The sequence below is a fragment of the Streptomyces sp. NPDC057543 genome, from assembly GCF_042801895.1.
Classification (GTDB): Bacteria; Actinomycetota; Actinomycetes; order Streptomycetales; family Streptomycetaceae; genus Streptomyces.
The window spans coordinates 1-14,563 of the sequence record NZ_JBHVFF010000222.1; the positions used below are offsets into that span (position 1 = coordinate 1).

At 70.1% G+C, this 14,563-nt stretch carries 12 protein-coding genes and 1 tRNA gene; 6 read left to right on the forward strand and 7 right to left on the reverse strand.

From position 1 onward, the window contains the following. Window positions 1-38: 38 nt before the first annotated feature. Window positions 39-1,673, reverse strand: coding sequence for a beta-N-acetylhexosaminidase (locus ACFU8Q_RS29625; protein ID WP_384459395.1), 1,635 nt, complete (start codon window positions 1,671-1,673; stop codon window positions 39-41). A 131-nt stretch (window positions 1,674-1,804) separates the two neighbouring features. On the opposite strand from ACFU8Q_RS29625, the gene ACFU8Q_RS29630 reads away from it, so the two are divergent. The 3 genes from ACFU8Q_RS29630 to glmS all read left to right on the forward strand — a co-directional run bounded on the left by ACFU8Q_RS29630 (window position 1,805) and on the right by glmS (window position 4,993). Then, on the forward strand, window positions 1,805-2,728 hold the full coding sequence (locus ACFU8Q_RS29630) for a DUF4429 domain-containing protein (RefSeq protein WP_384459398.1): 924 nt from the start codon (window positions 1,805-1,807) through the stop codon (window positions 2,726-2,728). A 116-nt stretch (window positions 2,729-2,844) separates the two neighbouring features. Beyond that, entirely contained in the window at window positions 2,845-3,120 is a 276-nt protein-coding gene (locus ACFU8Q_RS29635) for a hypothetical protein (protein WP_384459402.1), read from the forward strand. A 43-nt stretch (window positions 3,121-3,163) separates the two neighbouring features. After that, a complete protein-coding gene (gene glmS, locus ACFU8Q_RS29640; RefSeq protein WP_384459405.1) occupies window positions 3,164-4,993 on the forward strand; it encodes a glutamine--fructose-6-phosphate transaminase (isomerizing) in 1,830 nt (609 codons plus the stop codon). Between the two features lie 157 nt (window positions 4,994-5,150). On the opposite strand, the gene ACFU8Q_RS29645 is transcribed toward glmS, so the two are convergent. Together ACFU8Q_RS29645 and ACFU8Q_RS29650 are read right to left on the reverse strand one after the other, a co-directional pair. Beyond that, the gene (locus ACFU8Q_RS29645; protein WP_384459410.1) at window positions 5,151-5,723 is read right to left on the reverse strand and encodes an acetate uptake transporter; all 573 of its coding nucleotides are present in this window, start codon (window positions 5,721-5,723) and stop codon (window positions 5,151-5,153) included. 186 nt (window positions 5,724-5,909) lie between these two features. Beyond that, the gene (locus ACFU8Q_RS29650) at window positions 5,910-6,431 is read right to left on the reverse strand and encodes a universal stress protein (RefSeq protein WP_384459413.1); all 522 of its coding nucleotides are present in this window, start codon (window positions 6,429-6,431) and stop codon (window positions 5,910-5,912) included. 932 nt (window positions 6,432-7,363) lie between these two features. Between ACFU8Q_RS29650 and ACFU8Q_RS29655 the strand changes: the two genes are divergently transcribed. From ACFU8Q_RS29655 to ACFU8Q_RS29665, 3 genes are all read left to right on the forward strand, one after another. Then, window positions 7,364-8,599, forward strand: coding sequence for a helix-turn-helix domain-containing protein (locus tag ACFU8Q_RS29655; RefSeq protein WP_384459416.1), 1,236 nt, complete (start codon window positions 7,364-7,366; stop codon window positions 8,597-8,599). Window positions 8,600-8,609: 10 nt separating this feature from the next. After that, window positions 8,610-9,212, forward strand: a complete 603-nt coding sequence (gene orn / locus ACFU8Q_RS29660; RefSeq protein WP_384459419.1) for an oligoribonuclease — start codon at window positions 8,610-8,612, stop codon at window positions 9,210-9,212. A gap of 126 nt (window positions 9,213-9,338) precedes the next feature. Then, window positions 9,339-9,411: transfer RNA gene (locus ACFU8Q_RS29665), tRNA-His, on the forward strand. A gap of 80 nt (window positions 9,412-9,491) precedes the next feature. Here the strand turns inward: ACFU8Q_RS29665 and ACFU8Q_RS29670 are convergent. The 4 genes from ACFU8Q_RS29670 to ACFU8Q_RS29685 all read right to left on the reverse strand — a co-directional run bounded on the left by ACFU8Q_RS29670 (window position 9,492) and on the right by ACFU8Q_RS29685 (window position 14,398). After that, window positions 9,492-10,523: a LacI family DNA-binding transcriptional regulator gene (locus tag ACFU8Q_RS29670; RefSeq protein WP_384459422.1), complete on the reverse strand. Its 1,032-nt coding sequence runs from the start codon at window positions 10,521-10,523 to the stop codon at window positions 9,492-9,494. 355 nt (window positions 10,524-10,878) lie between these two features. Next, on the reverse strand, window positions 10,879-12,342 hold the full coding sequence (locus ACFU8Q_RS29675) for a GH1 family beta-glucosidase (protein WP_384459425.1): 1,464 nt from the start codon (window positions 12,340-12,342) through the stop codon (window positions 10,879-10,881). A 124-nt stretch (window positions 12,343-12,466) separates the two neighbouring features. Further along, entirely contained in the window at window positions 12,467-13,384 is a 918-nt protein-coding gene (locus ACFU8Q_RS29680) for a carbohydrate ABC transporter permease (protein ID WP_384459428.1), read from the reverse strand. 15 nt (window positions 13,385-13,399) lie between these two features. Next, entirely contained in the window at window positions 13,400-14,398 is a 999-nt protein-coding gene (locus tag ACFU8Q_RS29685) for a carbohydrate ABC transporter permease (RefSeq protein ID WP_384459431.1), read from the reverse strand. Between the last annotated feature and the right edge of the window lie 165 nt (window positions 14,399-14,563).

Below are 14,563 nucleotides of genomic sequence, written 5' to 3' on the forward strand. Positions count from 1 at the left end.
ACCGGGAACACCACGGTCGCGGGACGGCCCCGGTCAGCTCACTCCGCGGCCCAGGGAACCTGCGGCGCGCGGTAGTAGTTGATGCCGAGCGCGGAGAACCTCGGCCCCTGCGCGCCGAGCCGCACCTTGTACGCGTCCCAGTCGTGCGTGGCCGCGGGCGACCACCCGAGCTCCGCCACGCCCGGCAGCCTCGGGAACGCCATCTGCTCGATCTCGTCGCTGTTGGTCAGGGTCTCCGACCAGAGCGGCGCCTCGACCCCGAGGATGGAGCCCGCCGGAGCGCCGTCCAGGTACGCCGCCGGGTCCCAGTCGTAACTGCGCTGGACGGAGACGTAACCGGCCCAGGCCAGGCCCAGCTTGGTGTCCTTGTCGTACTTCATGTCGAGGTAGCTCCGGTCGGCCGGGGACAGCACCAGCTGCGTGCCGTTCACGGCGGCGTCCGCCACCTGCTTGCGTTCGGCCGCGCCCGTCTGGTCGTAACCCCAGTACTGGGCGACCGCGCCCTCGACTGGCGTGGCCCCGGTCAGCTGGTGCCAGCCGATCACGGTCTTGCCGTGCTTGGCGACGACGGCCTGTGCCTTGTTCATGAAGGTCACATAGTCCGCGTGGCTGGTGGAGTGCGCCTCGTCGCCGCCGATGTGGAGGTACTTGCCGGGGGTGAGTTCGGCCAGCTCACGGACCACGTCGTCGACGAAGTCGTACGTGATGGCCTTCGGGACGCAGAGCGAGCTGAAGCCGACGGCGGTGCCGGTGTAGAGCGGCGGCGCGACACCGTCGCAGTTCAGCTCCGCGTACGAGGCGAGCGCCGCGTTGGTGTGGCCGGGCATGTCGATCTCCGGTACGACCTCCAGATAGCGGGAGGAGGCGTAGCGGACGATCTCCTTGTAGTCGCTCTTCGTGTAGTAACCGCCGACGCCCCCGCCGACCTCCGTCTGCCCGCCGTACGTGGCGAGGCGCGGCCAGGAGTCGATGGCGATGCGCCAGCCCTGGTCGTCGGAGAGGTGCAGGTGGAGCTTGTTCATCTTGTAGAGGGCGAGCTGGTCGATGTAGCGCTTGACCTCGGTGACGGAGAAGAAGTGCCGGGACACGTCCAGCATGGCGCTGCGGTACGCGTAGCGGGGCGCGTCCTTGACCGTGCCGCCCGCGACCTTCCACGGGCCCTTCTGGTGGCTGTTCTTCTCCACATCCGCCGGGAGCAGCTGACGGAGCGTCTGGACGCCGTGGAAGAGCCCTGCCGGGTCGCGCGCGGTGATGGTGACGGAGCCGGGGTTCGACTTCAGGGTGTAGCCCTCGGCGCCGGATCCGCTGTCGTGGGGGTCGAGCCGGAGCCGGATGCCGTCGCCGCCGCGGCCGGTGACCGGCAGGGCGTAGCCGGTGGACGGGCGGAGCACGCCCGCCAAGTAGTCGCCGACCTGCCGGGCCCCGCGGGAGTCGTCCTCGACCCGGATCCTGGTGTTCGCGGTGATGCTGTACGGGGCACCGCCGGGCTTCGCCTCGGCGGGGGCGGGCAGTATCTCTCCGAGCGGGCGGGGCGAGGGGGCGGCGGACGGGCCGCGGCTCGCCGCGTTACCGTCCGGCGCCGCGCCGACGCCGGCGATACCGGCCGCCGTGACGAGCAGCAGCGAGCCGAGCAGACGGGGAAGGGCGGTGCGCTGTGTCCTGTGCAGTCTCACAAGCCGGGTCCCTTTCGACGGGTTCACACCTGTGGAATCTCCTGACTGAACCATCACCATGCGTATCGTCTGTCTCACACATGGTCAAGGTGTAGACCACTTCCCCTTATGCGGCTGAGAGAATCCGCCTCATGGCGGAAATAATCCAGCGCGACGGGACGTGGACCTTCGACGGCCGGACGGTGCGGATCGTGCCGGGCAGGGGGAAGGGCATCCATCCACTGCGGCAGGAGTTGGGTGAGTGCGCCGTCCCGCTCCGGGCGATGGCGGGCATCGCCTTCGAACCGGACCGCAGGGGCGGCCGGCTGCGACTGCGGCTGCGCGAGGGCGCCTGCCCGGTCCTGCGCGCCGCGAACGGACGGCTCAAGGACGCCGCGGATCCGTACCAGCTGGCCGTGGAGAAGGACCGCAGTGGCGTGGCGGAGTACTTCGTCGAGGAGGTGCGCAGCGCCCTGCTGATCGAGCAGGTGCCCGCCGGGCCGGTGGACGGCTTCCTGCTGCCCGGACCCCCGGTACCGGTCGCCGGGGGCGGCGGGGACGGCACGGCCTCGTTCGACGGCAAGGTCATCCGCCTCACCTGGAACTGGAAGGCCAAGGAGGTGAAGACGTCGGGCGGTCCGGTCGACTTCCCGGTGTCGGAGGTGACCGCGGTGCACTGGCTGCCGGCCATCGGCCTGGAGAACGGGCATCTGCGCTTCGTACGGAACACGGGGCCGGCGTCGGCTCCGGCGGCCGCCTACGACCCGTATTCACTGGATCTGTGGGGGCTGTCCAAGAAGGAGTACACGGCGGCACTGGTCGCGGCGGCGGTGCTGGTCCGGCTGCCGTCCGCGGCGGCGCGGACGGGGGCGGGGACCGGGGCAACGGGGGCCGGGGCGGGTACGGGGGCCGAAGACGTCGTCGAGGGCGCCCCGGCAGAGATCGCACCGCCGCCCGCCGACGACCACGACGTGCTGCTGCGCCGGCTGCGGGAGCTCGGGGAGCTGCGTCAGGCGGGGATTCTCACCGACGACGAGTTCACCGCCGCCAAGCAGGCCGTCCTGAAGCGCCTGTAGGCACAGCCGCACCGGTCACCCCGATCGGACCCGACCGAGAGCCTCATCACACACACTCCTGCCCGATATCGGGCAGAATTCTTGCGTAAGCGCCCCATCCACAGCAATATCGACGAGTGCTCGAACGCCGCCCGTCGCATGACGACCTCATCGATCACCTGGTGCGCAGCACCGCGCTCCAGCGCGGTGAAGCCACCCGGGTGATCCTCGACGTGCTGGCGTACTTCGACGAGACGACCGATGAATTCGTCCGCCGCCGCCACCGGGAACTGCAGTCCGGGGGCCTGGTGAACACGGAGATCTTCGAGCGGATCGCGGCCGAACTGCCGCACCGGGCGGTCGCACCGCCGGAGCTTTCGCTCCGCCAGCTGCGCCGCATCGTCTACGGCTGAGCGACGGGCACCACAGGTACGTCGATGGAGGGGCAGAGACTTTATGTGCGGAATCGTCGGATATATCGGGAAGCGTGATGTGGCTCCGCTGCTGCTGGAAGGGCTGCAGCGGCTGGAGTACCGGGGTTACGACTCCGCGGGCATCGTCATCACCGGCAAGGCGTCGGCCGGGAAGCCCGCCGCCCTGAAGATGGTCAAGGCGAAGGGCCGGGTCCGCGAGCTGGAGGCCCGCGTTCCCAAGCGTTTCACCGGCACCACCGGTATCGCCCACACCCGCTGGGCCACCCACGGCGCCCCGAGCGACGAGAACGCGCACCCGCACCTGGACGCCGACAACAAGGTCGCCGTCGTCCACAACGGCATCATCGACAACGCCTCCGAGCTCCGTGCGAAGCTCGTCGCCGACGGTGTCGAGTTCCTCTCCGAGACCGACACCGAGGTGCTGGTCCACCTGATCGCCCGTGCCCAGGCCGATTCCCTGGAGGAGAAGGTCCGCGAGGCGCTGCGCTCGGTCGAGGGCACGTACGGCATCGCCGTCCTGCACGCCGACTTCAACGACCGCATCGTGGTCGCCCGCAACGGCTCCCCGGTCGTCCTCGGCATCGGCGAGAAGGAGATGTTCGTCGCCTCGGACGTCGCCGCGCTGGTCGCCCACACCCGCCAGGTCGTCACCCTGGACGACGGCGAGATGGCCACCCTCAAGGCCGACGACTTCCGTACGTACACGACGGAGGGCTCGTCCACGACGGCCACGCCGACCACCGTGGAGTGGGAGGCCGAGTCGTACGACATGGGCGGCCACGACACGTACATGCACAAGGAGATCTCCGAGCAGGCCGACGCCGTCGACCGGGTGCTGCGTGGCCGGATCGACGACCGGTTCGCCACCGTGCACCTGGGCGGCCTGAACCTGGACGCCCGCGAGGCGCGCGGGGTGCGCCGGATCAAGATCCTGGGCTGCGGCACCTCGTACCACGCGGGCCAGATCGGCGCACAGCTGATCGAGGAGCTCGCCCGCATCCCCGCGGACGCCGAGCCCGCCTCCGAGTTCCGCTACCGCAACCCGGTCGTCGACCCGGACACCCTGTACGTCGCGGTCTCCCAGTCCGGTGAGACGTACGACGTGCTGGCCGCCGTCCAGGAGCTCAAGCGCAAGGGCGCCCGGGTGCTCGGCGTCGTCAACGTGGTGGGTTCGGCGATCGCCCGGGAGGCCGACGGCGGTACGTACGTCCACGCCGGCCCCGAGGTCTGCGTCGTCTCCACCAAGTGCTTCACCAACACGGTCGTCGCGTTCGCGCTGCTCGCCCTGCACCTGGGCCGGATCCGGGACCTGTCGGTCGCCGACGGCAAGCGGATCATCGAGGGGCTGCGCAGGCTGCCCGCCCAGATCAGCGAGATCCTGGCGAACGAGGACGAGATCAAGAAGATGGCGGCCGAGTACGCGGACGCCAAGTCGATGATGTTCATCGGCCGGGTGCGCGGCTATCCCGTCGCCCGTGAGGCCTCGCTGAAGCTCAAGGAGGTCTCGTACATCCACGCGGAGGCGTACCCCGCCTCCGAGTTGAAGCACGGGCCGCTCGCGCTGATCGAGCCCGCGATGCCGACGGTCGCGATCGTGCCGGACGACGATCTGCTGGAGAAGAACCGCGCCGCGATGGAGGAGATCAAGGCCCGCAGCGGCCGCATCCTCGCCGTCGCCCACCAGGTGCAGGAGAAGGCCGACCACACCATCGTCGTGCCGAAGAACGAGAACGAGCTGGACCCGATCCTGATGGGCATCCCGCTCCAGCTCTTCGCGTACCACACGGCCCTGGCCATGGGCCGCGACATCGACAAGCCCCGCAACCTGGCGAAGTCCGTCACCGTCGAGTAGTCCCGGTCCGGCAGAACGGCCCCGTACCCACCGCCACCGCGGGTACGGGGCCGCTCCCGTGCGGGCCGGTGACTGCCCCGGGGCACCGGCCCGGTCGCTGCCTCGAAGGGTGCTGGAGGTCTTGGCCGGGCTCCCGGCCAAGACCTCCGGTGCCCGACTAGCCGGTGGCTGTCACACCCCGGCCGGCAGCGCGACCCGGCAGTGCCGTGGGCCAGTTGGCGAGGGCCGCCGTGGCCCCGTACCAGGCGGCGAGGCCGGACGCGGCGGCGAACCAGCCGCCCGCCTTCGCCAGGCTCCCGCTGTCCGCGAACTGCCCGACGGCCAGGAGCAGGAGCGCCAGGAACAGCAGTCCGTACGTTCCCCGGCCGAGCAGACCGCCACCGGTCGCGCCGAGGGCCAGGCTGAGCGCGAACAGGGCCCATAGCAGCAGGAACAGCCCTGCCGCATGGCTGGAGACGTGCGCGCCGGCGCCGGTGCCCCAGGTGAACCAGAAGGCGCCGAGCCCGGCGAAGGCCGTGCCGGTGAAGCCGCTGCCCGCACGGAACTCCAGGAGTCCGGCGACGAACAGGGCGATACCGCCGACATAGAGCGCGAGCGAGACGGCGTCGGCCGCCGTCACACCGTCCACGACCCCGGTGTGACCGATACCGAACGCCAACAGGGTGAGTCCCAGGGCGAGATGGCCGAGGGTAGCGGTGCTGGTGCTTCCCGCAGAGACGTCTTTGTCCACGGCGGGCTCCCTTCACATGCAGTGGTCCTGCTTCCCAGTGACCCTTATGTACCCTTCACAAGCGCACAATCCACCTCTGCACAGCAATGGATTGCCGGTTTCCACAGTCGAGTTGACGCCACGTCGGCCGCGAGGGTCCGCTGCTGTGACAGGGGTGACGACAGGGGGCTTCGGGACGGGGAACGCTCAGGGGATGACGACGACCGGGCGCTGCGCGCGGCGCGCGAGACGCCCCGCCACCGAGCCGAAGATGCGGCCGACGATGCCGTGCGTGGAGCCGACGACGATGGCGTCGGCCGAGTACTCCCGGCCGACCTCCTCCAGCTCGTGGCAGATGTCCCCGCCGCGCTCGACGAGCACCCAGGGAACCTCGGTCAGGTAGTCCGCACAGGCGAGCTCCAGGCCGAGCACCTCGGTGCGGTGATCGGGCACATCGACGAAGACGGGCGGCTCGCAGCCTGCCCAGACCGTGGTCGGCAGCCGATTGGCGACGTGGACGATGATCAGGCCCGAACCCGATCTTCGGGCCATGCCGATGGCGTATGCGAGGGCGCGCTCACTGGAGGTCGAGCCGTCGAAGCCGACCACGACCCCATGCCGGAAGGCGGGATCGCAGGAATGACGTGTTTCTTCGGCCGCCTGCGGGCCCGACATGGGGTCGGCTACCTGCTTGCGGTCGGCGGGTTCAGGGATTTCGTGACCGGCCATCGGTGTCTCGGCGAAGAGAGTCCTCGTGAGGAGAGCGACGTGGGGAAGGTGCGTCAGCGGGCGGTGTTGCGGTGTCCGGGAATCATCTTCCCAACCCCTTACCCCCAAGGGTACGGCGCCACTCCTCCACTGCCCAGACCCGCGCAAAGCGCGTGCGACGTTTCACGGAGCATGCCCGAGGCGGACCCGTATGGCAATGCCGGTTGCGCTGTACATCGACGCCGACGGGACAGGACGGCTCCGAGGGGTGACCGGCCGGACCGTATCCGTAACCCCCTGCGCCCGGCCGGGAACCGCCGTCCCCCCGGAGAGATCACCGCCCCACCACCGATCGCCGGGCCGGCGATCCACCCCCGGGAGTCACGCCGCGTCCACTCCGGCCCGTCCGCCCCGCCCGGACCCCTTCGCCGGCCGACGGACCGATACCGGCCCACCGGTCGGGATCCGGCTGCCGCCGCGGGCGCCGCATCATTCCGTACGATCGGCCGCCAGACCTGCCCAAGGGGCGCAAAGAAGTGACCGTTCACCGAGGTTGTGCGCCGGTCCAATGACTGAATCACGTATGCACAACCATCTATTTTCAGCCAACTTCATACCCCTGTCGCTTCCTTGCCGAATTGGCCGATCAACCCCCTTGCCACCAGGCAGGAAGAGACCGCGCGGTACGCTTCCACCCGATGGGGACGGGCCATCAAGGCGCGGCGCACTTCCCTGCACGGCCGCCGAGTGAAACCCTTCGTGATCGAATGCTTCCCGCCAAGTTGCCTTGTCGACATAACGCCGGTTGGTGAACTTGTCACGTCGGCACCACGGGACGCAGTAGATTCGATCTTGGGTAGACGGGGGTCTCATGCAGGACCGAGGGGAAACGTGCAGGAGCGACAGGCCCGTAAGGACCAGGGAGACGTGAACACCGAGGGGGGCTTAGCGTCATGAGCCAGGACTCCGCCGCCGCAACGGAGGCTGTACGGAAGCTCAGTGGACGACGACGACGAGAAGTCGTCGCCGTGCTGCTGTTCAGCGGCGGCCCCATCTTCGAGAGCTCGATCCCGCTCTCCGTGTTCGGAATCGACCGCCAGGACGCGGGAGTTCCGCGCTACCGGCTCCTCGTCTGCGGCGGGGAAGAGGGACCGCTGCGGACCACCGGGGGACTCGAACTCACCGCGCCCTACGGGCTGGAGGCGATCAGCAGGGCCGGCACCGTCGTGGTGCCCGCCTGGCGTTCGATCACCTCTCCGCCGCCCGCGGAGGCACTGGACGCGCTGCGCCGAGCCCATGAAGAGGGGGCCCGCATCGTCGGGCTGTGCACCGGGGCGTTCGTACTCGCCGCCGCCGGTCTGCTGGACGGCCGCCCGGCGACCACGCACTGGATGTACGCACCGACGCTGGCCAAGCGCTATCCGTCGGTCCACGTCGATCCCCGCGAGCTCTTCGTCGACGACGGCGATGTGCTCACCTCCGCCGGGACAGCGGCCGGGATCGATCTCTGTCTGCACATAGTCCGCACGGACCACGGCACGGAGGCCGCCGGGGCACTGGCCCGCCGGCTCGTCGTGCCGCCGCGGCGCAGTGGCGGTCAGGAGCGCTACCTCGACAGGTCTTTACCGGAGGAGATCGGCTCCGACCCGCTCGCCGAGGTCGTGGCCTGGGCGCTGGAGCATCTCCACGAGCAGTTCGACGTGGAGACGCTGGCCGCGCGTGCCTACATGAGCAGGCGGACCTTCGACCGCAGGTTCCGCTCGCTCACCGGCAGCGCACCGCTCCAGTGGCTGATCACCCAGCGCGTGCTGCAGGCGCAGCGGCTGCTGGAGACGTCCGAGTACTCGGTCGACGAGGTCGCGGGCCGCTGCGGCTTCCGCTCGCCGGTCGCGCTGCGCGGGCACTTCCGGCGCCAGCTGGGCTCCTCCCCCGCCGCGTACCGGGCCGCCTACCGGGCCCGCCGCCCACAGGGCGGCGGCACGGAGGTCCTCGCGTCGGCGATCGAGCCGCTCGTGCCGGCCCAGGGCGCCTCGGCGGGCCGGCGGGCCACCTCCGCGGCCGCCCAGCCGGGTCCGCACGCCGTCACGTCGGCGACGGTCGGGGCGGGGCAGCCGGAGCACGGGAAACCGGGCCCCGACGCGTACACCGCCGGGCGCCCGACCCTGCCGGGTCAACGGAGTGCCCCGTAGGCTGGGGACCATGAACGACCGCATGGTGTGGATCGACTGCGAGATGACCGGGCTCTCGTTGACGGAAGACGCACTCATCGAGGTGGCCGCACTGGTCACCGACTCGGAGTTGAACGTGCTCGGCGAAGGGGTGGACATCGTGATCCGCCCGCCGGACGCGGCCCTGGAGACGATGCCCGAGGTGGTGCGCCAGATGCACACCGCCTCGGGCCTCCTCGACGAGCTGGCCGGAGGCACCACGCTGGCCGACGCCGAGGCCCAGGTGCTGGCCTACGTCCGCGAGCACGTGAAGGAGCCCGGCAAGGCCCCGCTCTGCGGAAACTCGGTCTCCACCGACCGCGGCTTCCTGGCGCGGGACATGTCAGCCCTGGAGACTTACCTCCACTACCGGATCGTCGACGTGTCCTCGGTCAAGGAGCTGGCGCGCCGCTGGTACCCGAAGGCGTACTTCAACAGTCCGGCCAAGAACGGCAACCACCGGGCGCTCGCGGACATCCGTGACTCGATCACGGAGCTGCGCTACTACCGCGAGGCGATCTTCGTGCCGCAGCCCGGGCCGGACTCGGAGCAGGCCAGGACGATCGCGGCACGGGTCGCGCCGCCCACGCCGTAGGGGTCTGCGAAGCCGCTGGTCATAGGCCTTTCGGGGGCTGGGATCAGCGGCTGAACAACTGGGGCGCGAGCACCCGCTCGGACCCTGTACACTTTTTCTCGGCCGGTCAGAAAAAGACCGGACATGGTGGGTATAGCTCAGATGGTAGAGCACCTGGTTGTGGTCCAGGATGTCGCGGGTTCGAGTCCCGTTACTCACCCTGAAGGGAAGGGCCCCGGTCATCGACCGGGGCCCTTCTCGTATCTGAGCCGCCCTCACCGGGCGGCCGTGTGACGGCCGTCACGAGGAGTCGCGGACGACCAGTTCCGTGGGGAGCACGATCTGCGGACGCTCCTCGTTCTCGCCCGCGATCTCCTGGAGCAGTACCCGGGCCATCGTTCGGCCCATCTCCTCGATCGGCTGGCGCACGCTGGTCAGCGGCGGGTCCATGTGCCGGGCCACGGCCGAGTCGTCGAAGCCGATGAGGGCCACGTCGTCCGGGACGCGCCGGCCCGCCTCACGGAGCACCTGGCGGGCGCCCGCGGCCATGACGTCGGAGGCGGCGAAGACCGCGTCGACATCGGGGCGGCGGGCGAGCAGATCGCGCATGGCCTGCCCGCCGCCCTGCTCGGAGAAGTCGGCGCGGGCGATCAGCTCCTCGTCCGGTCCCAGGCCGGCCGCGGAGACCGCCTTGCGGTAGCCGTCGAGGCGGCGCCGCGCCCCGTAGACGTCGAGGCGCCCGGTGATCGTCGCGATGGAGCGGCGGCCCCGGGAGATCAGGTGGTCGACGGCGGCGCGCGCGCCCTCGAAGTTGTCGGAGTCGACCGAGGCGAGCGGTTCGGTGGCGGACCTGCGGCCGCTCATCACGGCCGGCATGCCGAGCTGCTCCAGCAGGTCGGGCAGCGGATCGTCGGCGTGGACGGAGACCAGCAGCACGCCGTCGACGCGGTGCGCGGTCAGATACTGCGCCAGCCTCCGGCGCTCGCGGTCGCTGCCGACGAGGGTCAGCAGCAGCTGCATGTCGGTGTCGGCGAGCGCCGCGCCGACTCCGCGGACGATGTCGGAGAAGTACGGCTCGGCGAAGAAACGGGTCTCCGGCTCGGGCACGACCAGGGCTATGGCGTCGGTGCGGTTCCCGGCGAGCGCACGGGCCGCGCGATTGGGCACGTACCCCAGTTCGGCGACGGCCGCCTCCACCGCCTCGCGGGTGTGCGCGCTGACCCGCGGGGATCCGTTGATGACCCGCGAGGCCGTGCCCCGCCCCACCCCCGCCCGTGCCGCGACCTCTTCGAGCGTGGGCCGCCCCCCGCTCCGTACTCGCGCTGCCGTCATGGCTGCCTCCCGTTCGCGGTCAATTTCTCACAGTCGGATAACCGAACCAAGTCCCGGGGGGGGAATCCCTTGCCCGCTCGGCCGGGACCGGCGGTCCCGGCACTTCCGTACCATGGGAGCGCTCCCATAGTACGCGGGTGCAGGCCCGGGGTTCCGTGGGCCCGGGATCGAGCGGAAACGACGGAGACCCGGCCGCCGGGCGGCCGGGTCTCGGGGGTCGTACGGAGTCGGGTCTCGGGGTCGTACGGAATCGTCGCAGGCGTACGGAGTCGGGGCTCGGGGTCGTACGGAATCGTCGGAGGCGTACGGAGTCGGGTCTCAGGGGTCGTGCGGAGTGGGGTGAGGCGCTACGGGGTCAGGCGAGGTCGGGGGCCGGGGGCAGTGCGTGGCGGCGGATGACGTCGGCGTACCAGTGGGCGCTCGCCTTGGGGATGCGGCGCTGGGTGGCGTAGTCGACGTAGACGGCGCCGAACCGCTTCGAGTACCCGTACGCCCACTCGAAGTTGTCCATCAGGGACCACAGGAAGTAGCCGCGGACGTCCGCGCCGTCGGCCACGGCCCGCTGTACGGCGTCGAGGTGGCCGCGCAGGTACTCGATCCGCTCGGGGTCCTCCACCAGGCCCTCGGGCGAGACGTAGTCGTCGAAGGCCGCGCCGTTCTCGGTGACCATCAGCGGCAGGCCCGGGTTGTCCCGGGAGACGTCGATGAGCAGGTTGTACAGCCCGTCGGGGTCGATCGCCCAGTTCATCGCGGTGCGCTTCCTGCCCTCGGCGAGGTGGAAGGCGACGTGCTCGGAGCCGGGCCACGGGGAGTGGTCACTGTTGCCGTGGCCGTCGTCGCGCGAGTCGCCGGAACCGTCCGCGGGCGTGGAGACCAGCGTCGGCGTGTAGTAGTTGACGCCGAGGACGTCGACCGGACGGGAGATGGCGGCCAGGTCGCCGGCCTGGACCAGCTTCGACCAGTCCACCAGGTGCGAGGTGTCGGCGATCAGGTCCTCGGGGTACGCGCCGCGCAGCATCGGGCCGGTGAAGACCCGGTTGCCCACCGCGTCGATCCGACGGGCGGCGTCCGCGTCGGCCGCGCTGCCGGTCAGCGGGCGGACCTGGTGGAGATTGAGGGTGACCGAGGTCTGCGCGGCAGCGGGGAGTTGGTTGCGCAGAACCTCGATCGCCCGGCCATGGGCGAGGTTGAGATGGTGGGCGGCCCGCAGCGCGGCGGCCGGCTCGGTGCGGCCGGGGGCGTGCACGCCCGACCCGTATCCGAGGAAGGCCGAGCACCACGGCTCGTTGAGGGTCGTCCAGGTGCTGACGCGGTCGCCGAGGGCGTCGGCCATGATGGCGGCGTAGTCGGCGAAGCGCTCGGCGGTCACCCGCTGGGGCCAGCCGCCGGCGTCCTCCAGCTCCTGGGGCAGGTCCCAGTGGTAGAGGGTGGCGACGGGTGCGATGCCCGCTTCGAGGAGTTCGTCGACGAGCTTGCGGTAGAAGTCCAGTCCGCGTTCGACGGCGGGGCCGCGCCCGGTGGGCTGCACCCGGGACCAGGAGACGGAGAAGCGGTAGGCCTTCAGGCCGAGCCGCTTCATCAGCGCCACGTCGTCGCGGTAGCGGTGGTAGTGGTCGGCGGCGATGTCTCCGGTGTCGCCGTTGCGGACCTTGCCCGGAGTGCGGCTGAAGGTGTCCCAGATGGAAGGGGTGCGGCCGTCCTCGGCCGCGGCGCCCTCGACCTGGTAGGCGGCGGTGGCCGCCCCCCAGACGAAACCGGTCGGAAAGTCCGCCGCCTCGGGCGCCTGCTTCGGGGCGGTGGCGGGTCGTACAGCAGTCATGCGGGAGCGCTCCCAGGAGTGGACGAACAGGGGCAGGTAAGCGGTTGGGGCTCCAGGGCCCGTACGGCCCGCGGTCAGGGAAACAGGCCGTACGGGTGCCTGGGGAACGGCGGGTGACGCGCGGTCACCCCTTGACGGCGCCGGACATGATCCCGCCGACGATCTGCTTGCCGAAGATCACGAAGACCACGAGCAGCGGCAGGGTGCTGATCAGCGCACCGGCCATCACGATGCTCTGGTCGGGGGTGTAGGAGGCACTCAGCTGGCCGAGGGCCACCTGGAGCGTGGGATTCTGCTGATTGAGGGCGAGGTAGGGCCAGAAGAAGTCGTTCCAGGCCTGCACGAAGGTCAGCATCCCCAGCACCATCATCGCGGGGCGGGCCACCGGGAGCACCACGCTCCGCACGATGCGGAAGTTGTTCGCGCCGTCGATCTTGGCAGCCTCGATGAGTTCGTAGGGCAGCGCCTCGGTGAGGTACTGCCGCATGAAGAACACCCCGAACGCGCTCACCAGGGTCGGGAAGATCACTGACTCCAGCTTTCCGCCCCAGCCTATGTCGGACATCATCATGAACAGCGGGACGACGCTGAGCTGCGGCGGGATCGTGAGCGTGGCGATGACCCCGGTCATCAGCGCGCCGCGGCCGGTGAAGCGCATCTTGGCGAAGGCGTAGCCGGCCAGGGTGCAGAAGAAGAGCGTCGCCGCCGTGATGCAGGAGGAGACGATGACGCTGTTGACGATCGCCTTGCCGAGGTGTGCCTGGTTCCAGGCCGCGTCGAGGTTGTGCAGGAGCCGCCCGCCCGGCAGGAACGGCGGTGTGGTGGCGAGCACTTCGTCCTGGGTGTGGGACGCGGCCACGAGCGTCCAGTAGAGCGGCAGGAGCGAGCCGATACCGACGACGGTCAGGGCGATGTAGGCGAACGGGCCGCCCTGCAACTGCTTGCCCGCGCCCGGCCTGAAGCGGGATGGGCGCCGCGTGGCCCGGTGGGGTGTGCTCGGGCGGCCGAGTTCCGGGGCTTTGATGGGGCTGGTCATGGTCATGGAATTCGCTCCCGGTCAGACCGCGGATGTGCGTACGAAGCGGCCGATGAGCCAGTTGACCGCGGCGATGATCAGCAGGAGGGCGAGCATCGCCCAGGCCACTGCGGCGGCCGGACCGAGGTGCCCGAGATTCCAGCCGTAGTTGTAGAGGTAGACGCTGAGCGTCTCGTACTGATTCTCGTTGCCGCCGGTGGCTCCGAGCCTGCCGCCCTCCAGCAGCAGCGGCTCACCGAACAACTGCATGGAACCGATGGTCGAGATGACGATCGTGAAGAGGATCGTGGGCCGCAGCGAGGGGATGGTCACCTTGCGGAATTGCTGCCAGCGCGACGCGCCGTCCAGTGACGCGGCCTCGTAGAGATCGGCCGGTACGGCCTGCATGGCGGCCAGGTAGATCAGGGTGTTGTAGCCCGTCCAGCGCCAGATCACGATGACGGAGATCGCGATCTTCGAAGTCCAGTGGCCGTTGGCCCAGTTGGTGTCGCCGAGACCGATGAAGTGCAGCACCCAGTTCAGCAGGCCGCCGTCGGCCCGGAAGACCAGGGCGAAGACGAGGGCCGCGGAGGCCACCGAGGTGGCGTACGGGGTGAGAACGACCGTCCGCCAGAACGTGCTGGCGCGCAACCGGTAGTTCAGCAGGTGGGCCAGGCCCAGCGCGACCAGCAGTTGCGGGACGGTCGACATGACGCCGATCAGGAAGGTGTTACTGAGGGCCGTCCAGAACTCGGAGTCGTGCAGGATCTTGTCGAAGTTGTCCCAGCCGACCCACTCCATCCGGTCCAGGCCGGTCATCTCCACGCGGTGCAGGGCGATCCATCCGGTGTACAGCAGCGGATAGAGCCCGAAGGCGCCGAAGACGAGGAAGAACGGGGCTATGTAGGCGTACGGCGATGCCTTGTCGTCGAACCGCCACAGCCGGCTCCGCCAGGTCTGCCGACGGGACCGGTCCGGTGTCTGCGGGGAACCGCCGGGTGGCGGGGCGTATGCGTCCCGGGTGGGATTCGAGGTGGCCACGGACGGGAGTCCTTCCCTGAGTTGCTGAGTTGCCCTGTACGAGGGGGTGCGCGGGTACGGCGCCGAGGTGGTCGTCCGCGCACTGCCGGTGCGGGCGGCTCCTGGACACGCGTGCCGGTGCGGTCGGAGGGAAGTCCGGCCGTCATGAAGAGGGCGTGGTTGTAG

Excerpts from the sequence above, each read along its gene's own strand:
- ACFU8Q_RS29630 (WP_384459398.1), top strand. The coding sequence starts at position 1,805 with ATGGCGGAAATAATCCAGCGCGACGGGACGTGGACCTTCGACGGCCGG.
- glmS (WP_384459405.1), top strand. The coding sequence starts at position 3,164 with ATGTGCGGAATCGTCGGATATATCGGGAAGCGTGATGTGGCTCCGCTG.
- ACFU8Q_RS29650 (WP_384459413.1), bottom strand. The coding sequence starts at position 6,431 with ATGGCCGGTCACGAAATCCCTGAACCCGCCGACCGCAAGCAGGTAGCC.
- ACFU8Q_RS29655 (WP_384459416.1), top strand. The coding sequence starts at position 7,364 with ATGAGCCAGGACTCCGCCGCCGCAACGGAGGCTGTACGGAAGCTCAGT.
- orn (WP_384459419.1), top strand. The coding sequence starts at position 8,610 with ATGAACGACCGCATGGTGTGGATCGACTGCGAGATGACCGGGCTCTCG.
- ACFU8Q_RS29670 (WP_384459422.1), bottom strand. The coding sequence starts at position 10,523 with ATGACGGCAGCGCGAGTACGGAGCGGGGGGCGGCCCACGCTCGAAGAG.
- ACFU8Q_RS29675 (WP_384459425.1), bottom strand. The coding sequence starts at position 12,342 with ATGACTGCTGTACGACCCGCCACCGCCCCGAAGCAGGCGCCCGAGGCG.
- ACFU8Q_RS29680 (WP_384459428.1), bottom strand. The coding sequence starts at position 13,384 with ATGACCATGACCAGCCCCATCAAAGCCCCGGAACTCGGCCGCCCGAGC.